The following is an 18966-nucleotide window of genomic DNA, read 5'->3' on the forward strand; positions in this document are numbered from 1 at the left end:
CACTCTGTAGGAGTTCAGGCCTGGGAGAGGATGGTCGAGCCCTGGGAAAGGGAAGATCGAATCAGTTCGCCAGCAGGCTGGCTCCTACAGCACAGAGCCAGGTGAAAAACAGTTTAAGCGGGCAGCGGGAATGGCGAGGCACAGAAATCCCTTAAAAGGGAATTCAGCCCAACATCTGCTGCCAAGTTGTTTCAACGGTCTTTCTTTCCGCTTCGAATTGGTCACCGGATACAACCCCCGGCAGCTGTTGTAATGCCAGGCGATGACCTTCTGATCGGTAGGCTTTGTAGGCGTCGATCAAATGCGCGGCTTGGTGGGCCGGCATCAGGCCCGCCTCGGAGAGGCTTTCAAGTATGCGGATATTGTCGGTATATCGCACGATCGAAGGGGCGCCCTGCGCCCAGGCCAATGCGGCATATTGAACCATAAATTCAATATCGACAATACCGCCAGTGCCGTGCTTGAGATCGAATTGTCGATCATTGCTCTTATCGAGGTGTGCACGCATCTTATTGCGCATTTCCACCACCTCTTTACGCAATTTCTGCTCATCACGCCCCTCGCATAACAGCCTGGTGCGCAGGTCCTCGAACGCCAATCCGAGGCGCGCACTGCCGGCAACCGGGCGCGTGCGCACCAGCGCCTGGTGCTCCCAGGTCCAGGCGCTCTCGCGCTGGTACTTTTCAAACGCGGCAAGCGACGTCACCAGCAGACCGGAATTCCCCGACGGACGCAGGCGGGTATCCACTTCGTACAGAGGGCCGCTGAGCGTGCGGGTCTGCAGAATATGAATCAGGCGCTGGGCCAGGCGGGTGTAGAAACTCTGCGCATCCAGCGACCGCTCGCCACTGGTATAGCCGGCGCTATCGGCGTCGTGCACAAATACGATATCCAGATCCGAGCCATGCCCCAGCTCCAGGCCGCCGAGCTTGCCGTAGGCGACAATGGAAAAGCGCATATCCTCTGCGCTCGCATCCTTCGGCTCGCCGTGTTTTTCCACCACCTGCTGCCAGGCGAGGGTCAGCGACTGCTGCAGTATGGCTTCCGCCAGCCAGGTCAGGGAGTCACTCACTTTCATCAGTGGCAGCGCACCGGTGACTTCCTGGGCGGCGATACGCAGGCTCTGCCCCTGCTTGAAATGACGCAGGGCTTCCATCTGCGCTTCCAGGTCGTCCTCGTCCACCCGCAGCATATGCTGGCGCAGGTCGTCGGCGATATCTTCTGCGGTGGAAGGTTGCAGCAGGCGGCGCTGGTCGAGCATTTCGTCCAGCAGGATGGGGTGACGCGCGAGCAGATCGGCAATCCACGGGGAGGCACTGCACAGGCGCAGCAGCTGGTTCAGTACCGGCGGATTTTCATTGATCAGTACGAGATACGCGCTGCGGCGCAGAATCGAGCGCAATAAAGGCAGCACCCGCTCCAGCGCAAGTAACGGCTCACTCACCTCGGAAGCTGCAGCGAGCAACAGCGGCATTGTCTGATCCAGGCGCTGGCGACCGGCGGCGGGTAACGCGGCGACGATGCGGTCGCAGTGCAGGTTGGTAAGCGCTTCCAGTGCTTTGGCCGCGGGCTGGAAACCGGCGTTGTGCAGCTGCTCCAGCCAGCTGTCGCGATCGTCGGCGCGCTCACACCCGGCCCAGAGGAATTCCCACTGGTCGGAATCGGTAATCTCGCAACTCTCTTCTGGCGGTGCGATAACTTCGTCAAACTCGCGCTCAATGGCCGCGCGAGCCTGCACCAGCGCATTCTCCAACGTTGCCCAGTTGTCGTAACCGAGTGCAAACGCGAGCTGCTCGCGGCGCTCGATCTCCGGTGGCAGCGTCTGGGTCTGGTGATCCTTTTCCGCCTGCAGGCCGTGCTCAACCCGGCGCAGCAGTAAATAGGCATCGCGCAGTTCGGCCGCAGCCCCTTCGGGAAGATGACCGCCCTCCTCCAGCAACGGCAGAACTTTCAATATATTGCGCACCCGCAGATCCGGCTCGCGCCCGCCGCGGATCAGCTGAAATGCCTGGGCGATAAATTCCACCTCGCGGATGCCACCGCGACCCAGCTTGATATTGTCGATCAGACCGCGGGCCCGCACCTGGCGCTGAATCAGGGTTTTCATTTCCCGCAGGGCGTCGATCACACTGAAATCGATATAGCGGCGATAGGTAAACGGCCGCAGCAGTTCCACCAGCTCCTCTGCCGCCTCCGCTGCTCGTTCACCACTCATGGCCACCGGGCGCGCCTTGATCATCGCGTAGCGTTCCCACTCCCGCCCCTGGGTCTGGTAATAGTCTTCCAGTGCCGCGTAATGGCTCACCAACGGGCCGCTGTCCCCGTAGGGGCGCAGGCGCATATCCACGCGGAACACGAAACCATCGGCGGTGACCGCGTCGAGAGATTTGATCAGCCGCTGCCCCAGGCGTTGAAACCAGGCCTGGTTTTCCAGTGGTTTGTCCCCATCAGACTGACCCGGTTCCGGGTAGGCAAAAATCAGGTCGATATCGGAGGAAAGGTTCAGCTCCCGCGCTCCCAGCTTGCCCATCCCCAGCACCACCATCGGCTGGACATCCCCCGCGCGGCAGCGCGGCTCGCCGTGGCGCTCGACCATCTTCTGGCGGTGCCAGTCGAGCGCCGTCTGAATGCAAACTTCCGCCAGCTGGGTCAATCGCGCACAGGCGGTGGGGATATCCCACTGGCCGGCAAAATCCCGAAAGATCACCTCGGCATTGACCCTGTTGCGCAGGTTACGCAGCACTTTTTCCAGCTGCTCTTCCGACTCGATCTCGGCCAGATCCGGCGCCACCAGCCCGCAATCCGCCTGCCCTACAAAACCGGCAAGCCACTTGGGATGACGACTGCACTGCTGCACAAAAAAATCCGAGCCCACAAACGCCCGTACCAGTCCCCGCCCCAATGCACCACTCTTCTCGTCACCCACCAGCGACTCAACCCCGGCCACCTGCTCCTCCCCAACCGCGGCGCACCAATCCTCCCAGCGCTGAGCAAACAGTGCTTGATGCGGTTGCGGACAGAATTCCATCAATGACATGGGCGATTCCTTCTAAATCCAGAACGACGAGTGTAGTGACCGCAAAAAGCGGCGAAACCCAAAGTGTACACCGGCCGTCACCGGATTCCTCACCAGCGCGGACACCAGGTCTTGAACTTTCCTACACAGGCCCTATCTAACCCTCGATCAACACCGAGCGATCTTTCGTCTGAACCTTGTTTTTATTGCGGCCCCAACCGTATTACGAGCATGACTATTTCGACTGATTACACAAATCATCACCAGCTTCACTATTTCCCCCGGGCCGCGGCAACCTGTCGCCGCCCCATGCGACGCGTACCCATCTACCTGCCTATCTCGCGTCCACCGCCGTAATCACTCTCGAATAAATTCCACATCACTTCGCGCGAAGGCGTCGATGTCCGGTACAGCTTTGCGAGACCGTCTGCGGCCAGGACGGCCGCAGCCGAGCCCCCATGGACGGGTTTACGGCGTGTCTCGCAAAGCTGTACCGGACAGCGGCGCCGCCACGGAGCTGATTAAACCCCCTAAGTGTTACCACCACCCCCTGACAACCAAACCAAAAGGAGGACAAGGTGCTGGAAGTCACCCACCTCAGCCGTTACTACGACGACTTCAAAGCCGTCGACGACGTCAGTTTTAGAATCGGAAAAGGCGAAATTGTCGGCCTGCTCGGCCACAACGGCGCCGGCAAGACCACCATCATGAAAATGCTCTCTGGCTACCTGGAACCGGATAGCGGCAGCGTCACCATTGATGGCATATCTATGGCCGACAAGCCCAAAAACCTGCAAAGGCAACTGGGCTACCTGCCTGAGAACCTGCCCGTGTACGGCGAAATGACCGTCGCCGACTACCTCGACTACGCAGCCTCATTGAAAGGCCTCGACGACCGCGACAAAGTCGACGAAATCCGCCGCGCCATCAAAGCCACCGAACTGGCCGACAAACTCCACGCCCGCATCCACACCCTTTCGCGGGGCTACAAACAGCGCGTCGGCGTCGCCCAGGCCATATTGGGCCGACCGCGCCTGCTGATTCTGGATGAGCCCACCAACGGCCTCGATCCCACCCAGACCCGGCAAATGCGCGCGCTGATCAAAGAAATCGCCCGCGAAGCCACCGTCATCCTCTCCACCCACATCATGCAGGAAGTGGAAGCCCTGTGTGACCGGGTGCTGATCATCCACCGCGGGCAACTGGCGGTGGACGAACAACTCGACCAGCTGCGCCGCGCCAACAGCATCCTGCTGGACACCTCCGCCACCGATGCCCGCGAAATACTCGGCCGACTTGGCAAGGAGGAAGGTATTCACAGTATCGAGCCGCTCAAGAGCGCCGGGCACTTCCGCATTGTCCTCGACGAGGATGCCAACCTGCGCTCCACCAGTGCGGTGATCGCCCGCACCCTGATTGCCGCCGGCGGCGAGCTCTACCGCCTGCAACCGGAGCAGCGGGATCTGGAAAGCCTGTTCCGCCAGGTGAATGAAAACAGCAAACAACAAACCTCGGAGGCACTGGAAAATGCGGCCTGAATCATCCCCTCCCGTCAGCGGTAAACAGCTGATCCAGCGCGTGGCCGGCAAAGAACTCACCCTGTTTTTTGCCTCGCCGGTGGCCTATCTGTTTCTCGCCACCTTTGCCGCCATCAGCCTGTTCGTGTTTTTCTGGGGCGAGGCATTTTTTGCCCGCAATATCGCCGACGTGCGCCCACTGTTTGAGTGGATGCCCCTGCTGCTGATCTTCCTCACCAGCGCGCTCACCATGCGCCTGTGGAGCGACGAGCGCGCCAAGGGCACCCTCGAGCATATTCTCACCCAGCCCGCGCCCCTGTGGCAGTTTGTGGTGGGCAAGTTTATCGCCTGTCTGGCGCTGCTGGGCATTGCCCTCGCCATCACCCTGCCACTGCCGGTCACCGTCGCCATCATCGGCGATCTGGACTGGGGGCCGGTGTGGGCGGGCTACCTGGCGACCTTCCTGCTGGGTGCGGCCTATCTCAGCATCGGCCTGTTCGTGTCCGCCCGCGCCAGCAACCAGATCGTCAGCCTGATTGTGGCCTCAGCACTATGTGGCGTTTTCTACCTGATCGGCAGCCCGCTGCTCACCGACTTCTTCGGCAACAGCGCCGGCGAATGGCTGCGCAGCCTGAGCACCGGTGCGCGCTTTGACGCCATCACCCGCGGTGTTATCGACTTGCCAGATCTGTATTACTACCTGAGCCTGTGCGCGGTGTTCCTGTCATTGAACACTCTGGTGCTGGAGCGCGAGCGCTGGGCCAATGGTGGCGACCGTAAACACCGCCAGGCCTGGCAGACGGTCACCGCACTGCTGGTAGTAAACGCGCTCGGCGCCAATTTATGGCTGGGGCAACTGAAATCCCTGCGCGCGGATGTGACCGAAGGCAACCTGTATTCCATCTCCCCGGCCACCGAGCAGTACCTGAACCAGCTACAGGAACCGCTGCTGATCCGCGGCTATTTCAGCGGCAAAACCCATCCACTGCTGGCCCCACTGGTACCGCAGATGCGTGATCTGTTGCGGGAATATGAAGTGAGTGGCGACGGCCGTGTGCGGGTGGAGATTATCGATCCGACCCAGGAGCCTGAACTGGAGGAAGAGGCCAACCGCAAATACGGTATTGCGCCGGTGCCCTTCCAGGTGGCGGACCGCTATCAGGCGTCCATCGTCAGCTCCTATTTTGATGTGCTGGTGCAGTACGGCGATGAGTACGAAGTACTGGGCTTCCGCGACCTGATCGAGGTGAATGCGGAACGTGAGACCGATGTGGACGTGCAGTTGCGCAACCCGGAGTACGACCTTACCCGCGCGATCAAAAAAGTCCTGCAGAGCTACCAGAGCGAAGGCAACCTGTTCGACACGGTGCAGGGCAAGCTGGCGTTTACCGCCTATGTCTCCGCCGATGACCAATTGCCCGAGCAGCTCGCCGAGTTCAAGCAATCCATCCGTGAAAGTGTGGAAAAAATGCAGGCCGATGCCGGCGACCGCCTGAGCGTCGAGTTTGTCGACCCGCAAGCGGACGGCGGTGTGGTGGCGCAGCAGATTGCCGAGGACTACGGCTTCCAGCCCATGGCCGCGAGCCTGATCGGCCGCCCCTTCTATTTCTACCTGACCCTCGCCCGCGATGAACAAATCGTGCAGATTCCCCTGGACGACCTCAGCGCGGACACCTTCGAGCGCAATCTCGAAGCGGGTATCAAGCGCTTCGCCAGCGGCTTTACCAAGACCGTGGCACTGGTAACTCCGGCGGACGATTTCAGCCACGGTATGGGCGGTGGTGCGCGCTTCAGCCAGCTGGAAACCCTGCTCGGCGCCGAGCTGAATGTGGAACGCGAAGACCTGAGCGACGGTCGCGTATCCGGCAATGCAGATATCCTGATGCTGCTGGCACCGCGCAACCTGAGTGAAAAGGCCCTCTACGCCGTGGACCAGTTCCTGATGCAGGGGGGCACCGTGATCGCCGCTACCTCGCCCTATAGCGCCAACCTGTCGAACCGCAGCCTGAGCCTGAACCGGGTCAACAGCGGCCTGGAAAAATGGCTCGACCACATGGGCCTGAAGGTGGACAACAAGCTGGTACTGGATCCGCAAAACAGCGCCTTCCCGGTACCGGTCACCCGCAACGTGGGCGGTTTCCAGCTGCAGGAACTGCGCATGCTGGATTACCCCTACTTTATCGACGTACGCGGCGACGGCCTCAATGCCGACAACCCCATCACCGGTAATCTTCCCCAGGCCACCGTGAGCTGGGCCTCCCCCATTCACGTGGATGAAGAGAAGTCTGCTGCACGCAGCATTACCCCGCTTCTGCGCAGTTCCGACAGTGCCTGGCTGTCCAGTAACACCAACGTGATGCCGCGCTACGTGGACGGTCAGATCAGCGCCTTCACCCCCGAGGGCGAACGCGCCTCGCACCTGTTGGGTGTGGTCAGTGCCGGACGCTTCGACTCCTACTTTGCCGATAAACCGTCACCACTGGCGCAAGAAGAAAGTGCCGCGGAAAACACGACGGAAGGCGAAAGTGAAAACGACAGCGCAAGTGACGCCAGCCAGCTGGAGAACCTGCCCAGCCAGATCAGCCGCTCGCCGGAATCTGCGCGCATCATTCTGTTCGCCTCCAACGACTTCCTGCGGGATCAGGTGGTGCGCATGAGCGGCGCCGCGGCCGGTGGTGACTACCTCAATACCCTGCAACTGGCGGCCAACAGTGTGGACTGGTCTCTGGAAGATGCAGGTCTGCTCAGCATCCGCGCCCGCAGCCACTTCAACCGCACCCTGCCCCCCATGGAGCAGGACAGCCGGCTGTTCTGGGAATCACTGAACTATATCGCCGCACTGCTGGCACTGGGCATCGTCGCCCTGATCCAACAGCTGCGCAATCGCGCCCGTCAGCAGCGTTACCAACAACTGCTGGCCGGCTGAGGAGGATAGGAGAAATAGCCCATGAAAAATCTACAAATGGCATTGAGTGGCGTGCTGGCCCTGCAGCTGGTCCTCGCCACCGGCCTGTTCTGGGAATCGACCTCCCGACAACAGGCACAGGCGCAGGCCACCCAACTGGTACAGACAGAAACCGATGCCCTGCAGCGACTGGAGATTGCCGGTGACGACAAACAGGTTACCCTGATACGCAAAGACGGACAGTGGCTGCTGCCCGAGCTTCACGACCTCCCGGTAAACGGTGACAAACTGGACACCCTGCTGGAAAAACTCACCGCCCTGAAAGGCAACTGGCCGGTGGCCACCAGCAACAGTGCGCGGGAGCGCTTCGAGGTGGCGGAAGAAAAATTCCGCAAGCACCTGAAGCTGTACTCCGCGGAAGGGGATAAAGCGGCGCTGGAACTGTTTCTGGGCACCTCGCCAGGATTCCGCAAGGTGCATGTGCGCCGCGCCGATGACGACGCCATCTATGCGGTGGAATTGAACAGCTTTGACCTGCCCTCTAGCGCCGACAGCTGGCTAGACAAATCCCTGCTGGCCGCCGGTACACTGGAGCAGATTCAGGGCCCGGACTACACCCTGGAAAAGGGCGAGGACGGCTGGGCGTTTGCGCCTACTAACTCAGGTGGCGGGGAACCGACGCCCGCAGTAGATCCCGGCAAAGCGCGGGAACTGGCTGCGGCACTGGAAAAGCTGCGCATTACCAAAGCCGTCACCGAAGCTCCCCAGGCAGAGGCAACGGAAATCAAGGTGCAGACCAGTGAGGGCGTGCGGCGCTATCACTTCGCCAGCGCGAACGATAAATACTATGTACGCCGAGACGACCGCGAGCAGTATTTTGAAATCGCCAAGTACGATTTCGATCGGGTGATGGATAAACGCCACCAGGATCTGGTGCTGGTGGAGCGGGATGATGAGGAGCAGACCGCGGAGGAAGAATCCGGTAATACTCAGGAAGAAGATGCAAAAAGCTGACACCTTTCAACCAATAAAAAAACCGCGCACTGCGCGGTTTTTTATTGGGTGAAAGCAAACCTTAGGATTCAGGGAAGAACAGTTTCCCCTCACCCATCCTGATTACATTGCCGCCGATGCGGCAGCGCACTTCCTTGCCCGGCTTTTTATCGAACTCCACATGCAACACACTTTTGCGGGTTTCCAGACTGCCGCGATCCACAGAGAAAATGTGCGTGCCAGACGCGGTTTCCTGCTGCTCCGCAAGATAAGCAATAAATTCCGGCATGACGTTGCCGATCGGTGGAAACACATCTTTCGCCAGATTGGGATTTAACAGGCGACCGTGGAACTCGGTGCCGCCGGTAATGGAGCCCGGGGCAAACAGGAATAGCTCGGAGGTATACAGGTCACCGAGCAGCGCATTCCAGTGATCGTGAATAAGACTGGCGGCCAGTACATGTTCGGGGCGGGTAAAGGGAACGATCAGTGTCGGCGTGTCCACACTCACCACCAGTGGTTTGTATTTACTGAAGGTGATGTGTTTATCTTCGGTATTCAGCGCCGCCGCCAGGCGGGCTACATCCGGTGTGTAGCGATCCACCGTGGGGGACAGTTCGCGGGCAAACTGGATATTGCCGGGTGTGCCTTCTTTGTCGTCGATAAAACTTTCGATCAGGCCGCTGTCCTGCTGCAACAGAAAGGAGGCAAAGCTACCTTCGCCTTTCGTCAGCCCCAGTTCAAATGCCATAAAAGACGCGGCGAGAATGGTGTGGGCGCCAAAGTGCTGCTGGCCGCGGCTGTTATACACGCAGGCAGGAACCGTATTGTCCGGCTCGATAAACACGGTTTCGGTCTGCTGGAATTCACTGGCAATGGCTTTTTTGGCGGCCACGTCCAGATTCTTCCCAGCCAGATTCACCACCGGAATCTGGGTGCCCTGAAAAGGTGCATCGGCAAACACATCCAGCAGTGCGTATTCGATCGTCATCACTCAATTCCTTTTTTATTGTCGCCTTCCCTGACTATGCGCCAGCTGGGAATTATTGCAAGTTCTCATCCACCCTACAAAACTCTCAGAAAGCGATATCTGGTGGCGGAGCCACCCGCAGCACTTCCTGCACAGTGGTGATGCCTGCAGCCACCTTGCGTGCGCCGGACAGGCGCAGGCTGTTCATGCCTTCACGCATCCCCTGCCTGCGTACCTGCTGCAGATCGCAGTCGTGGGTCACCAGGGACTGGATGCCCTCACTGAACGGCAGGATTTCGTAAATACCCTGACGGCCGCGGTAGCCGGTATTGCGGCAATCGAGACAGCCCTCCGGCTGATACACCACTTCCGGCTTTGGCGCCTTCCAGGGTTTCACCAGCGCCTGCCAGTCCTCGTCGCTCACTTGCGCCTTGCGCTTGCAACTGGGGCAAAGGGTTCTGACCAGACGCTGGGCCATCACCCCCAGCACGGTGGACTTCAACAGGTAATGGGGAAGCCCGAGATCCAGCAGACGGGTTACTGCGGTGGGGGCGTCGTTGGTGTGCAGGGTGGAGATCACCAGGTGGCCGGTAAGCGCGGCCTGCACTGCCATCTGCGCGGTTTCCAGGTCGCGGATCTCGCCCACCATGATGATGTCCGGATCCTGACGCATCAGGGTGCGAATACCGGCGGCGAAGTCCAGGCCAATGCTGTAGTGCACCTGAGTCTGGTTAAAGCTGTCTTCCACCATCTCAATGGGGTCTTCGATGGTGGACACATTGACCTCGGTGGAGGCCAGCTGCTTGAGCGCGGTATAGAGGGTGGTGGTTTTACCGGAACCGGTGGGGCCGGTCACCAGCACAATGCCATTGGGGCGGCCCAGCATTTTGTGCCAGCGCGCCAGGTCGTCACCGGCGAGGCCGAGGTCGGTATAGGAGCGCGCCAGCACTTCCGGGTCGAAGATCCGCATTACCAGCTTTTCACCAAAAGCGGTGGGCAGGGTGGAAAGCCGCAGTTCCACCTCGCTGCCGTCCGGGCGCTTGGTCTTGATACGGCCGTCCTGGGGTTTGCGCTTCTCCGCCACGTTCATGCGACCGAGAATCTTCAGGCGGCTGGTGACGGCGGCGTTGACCTGATCCGGCAACTCGTGGATCGGGTGCAGTACGCCGTCGATACGGAAGCGGATACGGCCGATGTTCCTTCGTGGCTCGATGTGAATATCACTGGCGCGCTGGTCGAAGGCGTGCTGCAGCAGCCAGTCGACGATATTGACGATGTGCTGGTCGTTGGCTTCCGGATCCTTGAGGTTGCCAAGCTCCAGCAGCTGCTCGAAGTTGCCTGCACCGGAGCTGCCCTTGAGACCACTGGCCCCGGAGATGGAGTTAGCCAGGGAGTAAAACTCGGTGCCGTAGCGTTTGATATCGGCGGGGTCCGCCACCACCCGCTGCACGGTGCGGCCGCTGGTGTGTTCCAGCTGTTCTTCCCAGCCCGAGGTGTAGGGCTGAGCGGTGGCCACCAGCAGCATTTCCTTGGAGGCTTCGACGCACAGGATCTGGTGGCGCTTGGCGAACTGGAAGCTCATCACCTCGGTCACTTCCGCCACATTCACCTTGAGCGGGTCGATATGGTAGAGGCCGTGGGAAGAAGTATCCGCCAGCCACTGGGTAAGTGTGGCCGCGTCCAGCGTCTTACCGGGCTTTTTCTGATTGGGCAGCTCACAGCTGGCAATGTAGGTGAGCGGGTGCATCTGCGCCTGCTCGGCGGTGCGCGGGGTGCCGATCAGGCGATTGGCGTCCATACGCGCCACATACCCCTGGCCCACCAGGTCTTCCAGCAATCCGGGCAGATCGAGAACCCGGTCCGCCCCTCTTGTCCCAGTGCTTACAGCCATACCCTGTCATCCGTCTACGCTTTATTGTGAAGGCGCATTGTAGCTCTTATGGCGAGCCGCAACAGTGCGCCGGTTGCCCCCAATGGTAACGAAACCGTCACGTCACTGTGCCCTGCGCACAGGTTGGGGTACCATGCCGCCAAATTTGGCCGCTGCTCACGTCACCAGGCGGTCTTTTCGTCAACTGTCAGGACCGGAAAAAGGAACAGACCATGCCCCTGTCCAATATCGCCAACCTGTTCGGCCGCTCGCCGATCAAGCCGATCAAGGAGCACATGGCGACTGCCCACGAGGCGTCAGCGGATCTGGTGCCCTTCTTTGAAGCCCTTATGAAGGGCGACCTCAGCACTGCCAAAACCGTACAACAGCGGATCTCCGCCAGTGAGAACCGCGCCGACGACATCAAGAAAGACCTGCGCCTGCACCTGCCGGACAGCCTGTTTATGCCGGTCTCCCGCACCGACCTGCTGGAGCTGCTGCACGTGCAGGACAAGGTGGCCAACACCGCTCAGGACATCGCCGGCCTGGCGATCGGCCGTCAGATGCAGATCCCCGCTTCTATGCACGCCATGATGGCCACCTTCGTGGAAAGCGCAGTCGCCACATCCGCCCAGGCCCTGACTGCCATCAATGAGCTGGACGAGCTGCTGGAATCCGGCTTTGCCGGGCGCGAAGTGGATATTGCCCGCCGCATGACCGAAGAGCTGGACGACCTCGAGCGCAAGTCCGACGAGCTGGAAGTGGAAGTGCGCGCCGCACTGTTCAAATTAGAAAAAGACCTGCCACCGGTAGACGTGATTTTCCTCTACCGCATTATCGAGTGGGTCGGTGACCTGGCAGATGAGGCCCACGGCGTGGGCAACCGATTGCAGCTGTTGCTGGCGCGATAACGGGGAGAGAAATCGTGGATATCATTGCTCAGTACGGCCATATCTTTCTGATACTGGCCTGTGTATTTGGATTTTTTATGGCCTGGGGGGTGGGCGCCAACGACGTAGCCAACGCCATGGGCACGTCCGTTGGCTCCCGCGCACTGACCATCAAACAGGCGATCATTATCGCCATGATCTTCGAATTTGCCGGCGCCTATTTAGCCGGCGGCGAGGTCACCTCCACCATCCGCAAGGGCATCATCGCCCCGGATCTGTTCAACGATCGCCCGGAACTGCTGGTCTACGGCATGCTCTCCGCCCTGCTGGCCGCAGGTACCTGGCTGATGATCGCCAGTATTCTCGGCTGGCCGGTATCCACCACTCACTCCATTGTCGGCGCCATTGTCGGCTTCTCCGCGGTGGGCATCTCCGTGGACGCGGTGGCCTGGGGCAAGGTGGCCAGTATCGTCGCCAGCTGGGTGGTCTCTCCGGTTCTCGCCGGCACCATCTCCTTCCTGCTGTTCCGCAGCGTGCAGCGATTGATCCTGAACACCGAAGATCCCTTTACCAACGCCAAGCGCTATATCCCCATCTATATGTTCGCGGTGGGCTGGATGATTGCCATGGTGACGCTGACCAAGGGGCTTAAACATGTATTCAAGGACGCCGGTATCACCCTGTCCTTCTGGCAGGACGCGCTGATCGCCGGCGTGATCGGCCTGATCGTGATGGGTATTGGCATCGTACTGCTGAAGCGCATCAAGCGTGATCCCTCCATGGAAAAAGACAACCGCTTCGCCAACGTGGAGCGCGTATTCGCCATCCTGATGATCTTCACCGCCTGTGCCATGGCCTTTGCCCACGGCTCCAACGACGTGGCCAACGCCGTGGGTCCGCTGGCCGCGGTGGTCAACACCGTGCAACAGGGCGCTGTCACCGCCAAGGCGGTCATGCCTCCGTGGATCCTGTTGCTGGGTGGTGCCGGTATCGTGGTCGGCCTCGCTACCTACGGCTTCAAGGTAATGGCCACCATCGGCCGCAAGATCACCGAGCTGACCCCGAGCCGCGGCTTCGCCGCCGAGCTGGGTGCCGCCTCCACCGTGGTACTCGCCTCCGGCACCGGTCTGCCCATCTCCACCACCCACACCCTGGTAGGTGCGGTACTGGGGGTTGGCCTGGCGCGCGGTATCGGCGCACTGAACCTGCGCATGATCACCACCATCGCCGCCTCCTGGATCGTCACCCTGCCCGCCGGTGCCGGCCTGGCGATTCTGTTCTTCTTCTTCTTCAAGGGCGTCTTTGGCTGGTAATACTGGAACGGTAATAGAAATTACCTGGCGCACTTGATAAAAAGGGAGAGCTGTTTAGCTCTCCCTTTTTTATTTGTGTTCAATTTGCACTGGCAATGTGAGAAGGATCCCTCCATGCAACTGCCCATTTACCAGGCTGACGCCTTCACCTCGGAACTCTTCAAAGGCAACCCCGCCGCTTACGTACCGCTGACCCGCTGGCTCGACGACGCGCTGCTGCAACAGATCGCCGCGGAGAACAACCTTGCCGAAACCGCCTACACCGTCCCAGCCGGCAACGGCTTCGAACTGCGCTGGTTCACCCCCGGCGAAGAGGTCCCCCTGTGCGGTCACGCCACCCTGGTCACCGCGCACCTGCTGTGGACGGAACTGGGGTTCACCGACGACGAGATTCACTTTTTTACCCGCAGCGGCGAGCTGATTGTGCGCCGTGACGGCGAACTACTGGCCCTGGATTTCCCCGCGCAGAACATCCAGCCAGTCGGACTCGGCAAGGAATATTCCGATGCACTCGGCGCCGAGCCGCTGTCGGCCATGGAAGTCGCCGGCTCCAGTGACCAGCTGCTGGTAGAGTTTGCGTCATCAGAGGTCATTGCCGCCCTCGATCCCGATATGCGCGCTGTCGCCAACCTGCCCTACAAGGGGCTGATCTGCACCGCGCCGGGCGACGGATTCGACTGCGACTTTGTCAGCCGCTTTTTCGCCCCGGCCATTGGCATCGATGAAGATCCGGTAACCGGTTCTGCCCACACCTACTTGATGCCGTTCTGGGCGGAGAAGCTGGACAAGACTGCACTCAAGGCAAAACAGATTTCACCCCGTGGCGGTGAGCTGGATTGTGAATTGAAAGGTGATCGGGTGATTATGCGGGGCAAGGCAGTAACTTATTTGCGGGGTCAGATCACTCTGTAAAGCTACGGTGGTCAGTTCGAAGTAAATAGTTTCGAGAGAAGGCGGCGATACCGGGTGCAAACTTGTGAGACCTTCCGCGAGAGGGACCTCGCGGAAGAGCCCCCAGGGATGGGTTCACGGCGTGTCTCACAAGTTTGCACCCGGTAGCGGCGCCGCCACCCAACCTGCTACGGAGCACACAAAGGACTACCAATAGTGGTAATGCAGCCGCTCATTCTTCCGCGGCCCATCAATCTGCCAGATCAACTCGATTTCATCCGAATGCAGAATCAGGTCGGCGGTATACGTATCCTCTCCACATAAATGCGGAGACTGATGACGAAACCCGTGCTCCGTCACCGGAACCAGATTAAATAACAAAACCGGCTCTTCCCGCCGCAAATGCTCAAGGCGCACAAAATCAACACAGCGCGTCCAGCGGTAGGTGTTCTGCAGATCGATCTTGTGGCCGTCGCCATCGGTAAACTCCGCCCGCTCCGCAAACAGAGTGTGCGCACCGAAACTCGTCACCGCCACCTCGCCGCGCCCGTGCCCGCGCCAGTTGGTTTGCGACCCGGGCCCGTTGCTCGCATTAAAACTGAATGCGCGCACCTTCTTTAACCGCTCAACCAATTGCGCTAACGCCAACAAAGCTTTGTAATCCACCACTGCATTCACCGGACATCGCACCTATTCATGATTCTGCTGATCCTTATCACCCTCCTGTGGGCATTCTCTTTCAGCCTGATCGGCGTTTACCTCGCCGGCCAGGTGGACAGCTACTTTTCCGTACTCACCCGGGTACTGCTGGCGGCGCTGGTATTTCTGCCATTTCTCAACTGGCGTACTCCACCACGTACCGCGCTCATCCTGATGGCCATCGGCGCCGTGCAGCTGGGATTGATGTACCTGTTTTACTACCAGTCCTTCCTGCTGCTCAGCGTGCCCGAAGTGCTGCTGTTTACCATCTTCACCCCGGTATATATCACCCTGATCTACGACCTGATGGCACGAAGGTTTTCTCCCTTGAACCTGCTGATCGCCGCTATCGCAGTATGCGGCGCCGCCATTATCCGCTGGAATAATCTCAGCGGTGATTACTGGACCGGCTTTCTTGTGGTCCAGGGTGCCAATCTCTGTTTTGCCAGCGGCCAGGTGGCCTACAAGCAGTTTATGCAATCTCAGCAAAGCCGCGGGAACACATTGCCACCCCGGCAGACCTTCGGCTGGTTTTTTATCGGTGCCAGTATCGTTGCCACCCTCGCCTGGTTGATACTCGGCAAGCCACAGTACCCGAGCAGCGGTGTGCAATGGGGCATCTTGCTGTGGTTGGGTGCCATCGCCTCGGGCGTCGGTTATTTCCTGTGGAACAAGGGCGCCACCCAGGTATCTCCCGGCACCCTCGCGGCCATGAACAACGCACTGATTCCCGCCGGGCTGCTGGTCAACCTGCTGATCTGGAACCGGGATGCAGATCTGCCGCGGCTGGCGCTCGGCGGTGCCATCATCGTCGCCGCAGTGGTACTCAGCGAACGGCGAAACCGGGTGCCCCATTGAGCGGGATTGGCGGCTGCTATAATTGCTGCCGGATGCGGGCGCGGGATAGCGCCGAACTTGTTCGCATTCACCGCGCACAAGGAATTGTGAATGATGGACGCAGCGGAAAGCCCTCGCAGCGATGCCACCGAGTGAATCACCCCGCCTGTGGCCACGCTGCAATCACCTGTTACTCGTCGCCATTCTGACGGGGCTGGTTGCCTGTGCCCCGCTCGGGCCCAATTTCCGCGAGCCGGACGTGACCTGGCTGTCCGCCTGGCAGCCGAATCTCTACGGTCAGACCTATCAGGACCCCGATGCGACGGATATCAGCCAGTGGTGGCACCGCCTGGGCGACCCCATCCTGAACGACCTGATTGCCCTTGCCCGCCGTGAAAACCCGAGCCTGCAGATTGCCGGGCTGCGCATTCTCGAAAGCCGTGCGGCCCTGGGCATTGCCGTTGGCCTGAAATATCCACAGATACAGCGAATCGACGGCAGTGGCGCCTATGTATCCGAGTACCTGCACGGTGGGCCGGACGACGACCACCGGGACTACCGCACCGGCGACATCGCCTTCAACCTGCAGTGGGAAATGGACTTCTGGGGGCGTTTCCGCCGCGGCATAGAATCCGCAGACGCCGCCTTTTTTGCCTCCATCGCCAACCAGCGCGATGGCCAGGTACTGCTGGCGGCGGAAGTGGCCAGGCTGTATTACGGCTACAAGACAACCCTGCAACGCATCGATATTGCCCAGCGCAATATCGCACTGCAGCAACGCAATGTGGACATTACCCGTCAGCTGTTCGATAGCGGCCAGCAGTCGGAACTGGACCTGCAGCAGGCGCGTACCCAGTATCTCGCCAGTCTCGCCACCATCCCCACTCTGCGGCTGACACAGTCACTGCAACGCAACGCCCTCTGTGCCCTGCTGGGACGCGCTCCGGGAGACCTGCCGGAACTCGCCGGCGCGACAGATCAACTGCCCAATATCGAACAGATTCCTCTCCGGCAGACACCGGTCAACCTGCTGCTGCGTCGCCCGGATGTGCGCGCCGCCGCCTGGGATGCCGCGGCACAGTCGGCACAGATCGGCGTGGCCATGAGCGACCTCTACCCGGCTATCTCCCTGTTCGGCACCCTCGGCTGGGCGGGCACCAGTCTCCGTGGGCTGCCGGATGTATCCACACTGGCGGTAGGCCCGGCGCTCAGCTGGAATATTTTCAACTACGGCCGATTGAAAAATAACGTGCGGGTACAGGACGCGCGCCTGCAGCAGCTGCTGGAGCTGTTCCGCGCCACGGTCCTCGAGGCCGCGCGGGAAATCGACGACGCCGCCAGCCGTATCGCCCAGACTGATGCACGCCAGCGCATTCTCGATGAGTCCCTGGTGGCCGCGCAGCGCTCCCTGGACATTGCCAGCCGCCGCTACCAGGAGGGTTACTCCGATTTCCAGCGAGTGCTGGACGCCCAGGCTGCGGTATTTGCCCAGTCGGACCTGGTGGTAATCAACCGCGGTGACCATGTAGCTGCCATTATTGAACTGTACCGATCCCTCGGCGGTGGCTGGCGCGATGCCACCGTCGATGACCTGATCCCCACCGACACCCGCTACCAGATGCTGGAGCGCACCAATTGGGGAAATCTGCTTGAGGAGCCGCTGCCCGACGCTGACGCGGGCACAACCCCGTAATGGATCCACGCAAACAGGCCAGTAACAAACAACCGGGGCAGCAAACCCTGGACGAGATCGCCGCGGCACAATCGGCCGGCGGGGAATCGTCCGCGCCCGTCTCTCCAGGTGCACCTCCAGCTGCACCTCCACCTCCACCCGCGCCGTCCGGCGACCGCGCAACAACAGGGGCCGATAGGGTATCTCCGGAAACGGAAGCAAAAGAAACACCCGCAAAGGCCGTCGGGCGGGGTGTAAAGATCCTGCTGGCGCTGATCCTCGTCTCACTGTGCCTCTACCTCCTCGCCGACCGCTTCACCCCCTATACCTCGCAGGCGCGGGTGCAGGGCTATGTGGTCGGAGTTGCCCCCAAAATAGCCGGGGTGATCACCGAGGTGTGGGTCGAGAACAACCAGCGTGTCCAACAGGGCGACAAGCTGTTCGCCATCGATGCCACCCAGTATGAGCTGGCGCTGCAAACCGCCCGCGCGAACCTGGACAACGCCTGGCAGCAGGTGGCGGCCGGAGACGCGGTGGTGCAACAGGCCCGCGCCAACCTGCGTGCCGCCATTGCCGCGCGCCTTGAAGCAGAGCAGGACTACACGCGTTTGCGACACCTGCGCGACAGTGACCCAGGTACCATCTCCGTCCGTCGCCTGGAAATCTCCCGCGCCAATCTCGAACAGGCGCGCGCCAAGGTCATCGCGGCAGAAGCGGCCATTCAACAGGCCATCGAGCAGAAAGGGGGGGATTCCGAGCACAACAATTCGCTGCTGAAAGTCGCCCGCGCGGCGGTCAACGAGGCGCAGCTCGACCTGGACAACACCACGGTCATCGCCCAGAAGGATGGAATCATCACCGACCTGCGCGTCGAGGTCGGGCGCTATGCGGGCACCGGCAATGCGGTACTGACACTGATTTCCCGGGAGGATTTCTGGATCGCCGCGGACTATACCGAGAACAACCTGGGGCACCTGCAACAAGGCACGCCGGTGGAAATCCTGCTGGACTCCCTGCCCGGCAAAGTACTGAAGGGACGGATACTGGATATCGGTGCGGGGGTAAATGCGGGCAGAACCCCAACCCCTGGCGCACTGCCGGAAATTCAGAACAACCGCGACTGGCTGCGCCAGGCTCAGCGATTCCCGGTGCGGGTAACGTTTGATGAAGCGCCACCGCCGGAGGTACTCGCACAACTGCGCATAGGCGGCCAGGCCTCGGTGATCGCCTACAGCGACGAACACCTTATCCTGCGCCAGCTGGGGAAGCTCTATATCCGCGTCATGAGCTATCTGTCCTACGCCTACTGATCGCGCGGTGTTGGAAAAATTTATACAGCGCGGCGCCAGGGCCGCAGCTTCTGTTTATTCTCCGATTTTTCCCCTATTTCGCT

Annotated in this window: 13 protein-coding genes; 9 read left to right on the forward strand and 4 right to left on the reverse strand. The window is 60.5% G+C overall.

From position 1 onward, the window contains the following. Positions 1-163: 163 nt before the first annotated feature. Entirely contained in the window at positions 164-3037 is a 2874-nt protein-coding gene (glnE, locus tag ACYX4K_RS12510; RefSeq protein WP_475091796.1) for a bifunctional [glutamate--ammonia ligase]-adenylyl-L-tyrosine phosphorylase/[glutamate--ammonia-ligase] adenylyltransferase, read from the reverse strand. A 557-nt stretch (positions 3038-3594) separates the two neighbouring features. On the opposite strand from glnE, the gene ACYX4K_RS12515 reads away from it, so the two are divergent. The 3 genes from ACYX4K_RS12515 to ACYX4K_RS12525 are packed head-to-tail and all read left to right on the forward strand — an operon-like array spanning position 3595 to position 8452. Next, complete coding sequence (locus ACYX4K_RS12515) at positions 3595-4554, forward strand: ABC transporter ATP-binding protein (protein WP_475091795.1); 960 nt, start codon at positions 3595-3597, stop codon at positions 4552-4554. Further along, the gene (locus tag ACYX4K_RS12520; protein ID WP_475091794.1) at positions 4544-7459 is read left to right on the forward strand and encodes a Gldg family protein; all 2916 of its coding nucleotides are present in this window, start codon (positions 4544-4546) and stop codon (positions 7457-7459) included. The genes ACYX4K_RS12515 and ACYX4K_RS12520 overlap by 11 nt, the downstream gene beginning before the upstream one ends. Before the next feature lie 21 nt (positions 7460-7480). Further along, complete coding sequence (locus tag ACYX4K_RS12525; protein WP_475091793.1) at positions 7481-8452, forward strand: DUF4340 domain-containing protein; 972 nt, start codon at positions 7481-7483, stop codon at positions 8450-8452. A gap of 61 nt (positions 8453-8513) precedes the next feature. Here ACYX4K_RS12525 and ACYX4K_RS12530 read toward each other — a convergent pair whose 3' ends face one another. Both ACYX4K_RS12530 and tfpB read right to left on the reverse strand, forming a co-directional pair. Continuing rightward, positions 8514-9422, reverse strand: a complete 909-nt coding sequence (locus ACYX4K_RS12530) for a PhzF family phenazine biosynthesis protein (RefSeq protein WP_475091792.1) — start codon at positions 9420-9422, stop codon at positions 8514-8516. Between the two features lie 85 nt (positions 9423-9507). Then, positions 9508-11292 carry a type IV pilus assembly ATPase TfpB gene (gene tfpB / locus ACYX4K_RS12535; protein ID WP_475091791.1) on the reverse strand — a complete coding sequence of 595 codons (1785 nt, stop codon included), beginning with the start codon at positions 11290-11292 and terminating at the stop codon, positions 9508-9510. A gap of 212 nt (positions 11293-11504) precedes the next feature. On the opposite strand from tfpB, the gene ACYX4K_RS12540 reads away from it, so the two are divergent. The 3 genes from ACYX4K_RS12540 (at position 11505) to ACYX4K_RS12550 (ending at position 14386) form a co-directional block, all read left to right on the forward strand. Further along, a complete protein-coding gene (locus ACYX4K_RS12540; protein WP_475091790.1) occupies positions 11505-12182 on the forward strand; it encodes a TIGR00153 family protein in 678 nt (225 codons plus the stop codon). A 14-nt stretch (positions 12183-12196) separates the two neighbouring features. Next, positions 12197-13474, forward strand: coding sequence for an inorganic phosphate transporter (locus ACYX4K_RS12545; RefSeq protein WP_475091789.1), 1278 nt, complete (start codon positions 12197-12199; stop codon positions 13472-13474). A 114-nt stretch (positions 13475-13588) separates the two neighbouring features. Continuing rightward, on the forward strand, positions 13589-14386 hold the full coding sequence (locus ACYX4K_RS12550) for a PhzF family phenazine biosynthesis protein (protein ID WP_475091788.1): 798 nt from the start codon (positions 13589-13591) through the stop codon (positions 14384-14386). 186 nt (positions 14387-14572) lie between these two features. On the opposite strand, the gene ACYX4K_RS12555 is transcribed toward ACYX4K_RS12550, so the two are convergent. Further along, the gene (locus ACYX4K_RS12555) at positions 14573-15034 is read right to left on the reverse strand and encodes a DUF6314 family protein (protein WP_475091787.1); all 462 of its coding nucleotides are present in this window, start codon (positions 15032-15034) and stop codon (positions 14573-14575) included. A 27-nt stretch (positions 15035-15061) separates the two neighbouring features. Between ACYX4K_RS12555 and ACYX4K_RS12560 the strand changes: the two genes are divergently transcribed. The 3 genes from ACYX4K_RS12560 to ACYX4K_RS12570 all read left to right on the forward strand — a co-directional run bounded on the left by ACYX4K_RS12560 (position 15062) and on the right by ACYX4K_RS12570 (position 18883). Then, a complete protein-coding gene (locus ACYX4K_RS12560; protein ID WP_475091786.1) occupies positions 15062-15922 on the forward strand; it encodes a carboxylate/amino acid/amine transporter in 861 nt (286 codons plus the stop codon). A gap of 121 nt (positions 15923-16043) precedes the next feature. Then, positions 16044-17594 (forward strand): efflux transporter outer membrane subunit, encoded by a 1551-nt coding sequence (locus ACYX4K_RS12565; protein ID WP_475091785.1) that lies wholly within the window; start codon positions 16044-16046, stop codon positions 17592-17594. Continuing rightward, positions 17594-18883, forward strand: a complete 1290-nt coding sequence (locus ACYX4K_RS12570; RefSeq protein ID WP_475091784.1) for an HlyD family secretion protein — start codon at positions 17594-17596, stop codon at positions 18881-18883. Before ACYX4K_RS12565 ends, ACYX4K_RS12570 begins: the two co-directional genes overlap by 1 nt. Positions 18884-18966: the final 83 nt, after the last annotated feature.

This window comes from Microbulbifer sp. ABF4_107, assembly GCF_056312215.1.

Coding starts and splice junctions, on each gene's coding strand:
- glnE (WP_475091796.1), bottom strand. CDS start 3,037: ATGTCATTGATGGAATTCTGTCCGCAACCGCATCAAGCACTGTTTGCT.
- ACYX4K_RS12520 (WP_475091794.1), top strand. CDS start 4,544: ATGCGGCCTGAATCATCCCCTCCCGTCAGCGGTAAACAGCTGATCCAG.
- ACYX4K_RS12525 (WP_475091793.1), top strand. CDS start 7,481: ATGAAAAATCTACAAATGGCATTGAGTGGCGTGCTGGCCCTGCAGCTG.
- ACYX4K_RS12530 (WP_475091792.1), bottom strand. CDS start 9,422: ATGACGATCGAATACGCACTGCTGGATGTGTTTGCCGATGCACCTTTT.
- tfpB (WP_475091791.1), bottom strand. CDS start 11,292: ATGGCTGTAAGCACTGGGACAAGAGGGGCGGACCGGGTTCTCGATCTG.
- ACYX4K_RS12540 (WP_475091790.1), top strand. CDS start 11,505: ATGCCCCTGTCCAATATCGCCAACCTGTTCGGCCGCTCGCCGATCAAG.
- ACYX4K_RS12550 (WP_475091788.1), top strand. CDS start 13,589: ATGCAACTGCCCATTTACCAGGCTGACGCCTTCACCTCGGAACTCTTC.
- ACYX4K_RS12560 (WP_475091786.1), top strand. CDS start 15,062: ATGATTCTGCTGATCCTTATCACCCTCCTGTGGGCATTCTCTTTCAGC.
- ACYX4K_RS12565 (WP_475091785.1), top strand. CDS start 16,044: ATGCCACCGAGTGAATCACCCCGCCTGTGGCCACGCTGCAATCACCTG.
- ACYX4K_RS12570 (WP_475091784.1), top strand. CDS start 17,594: ATGGATCCACGCAAACAGGCCAGTAACAAACAACCGGGGCAGCAAACC.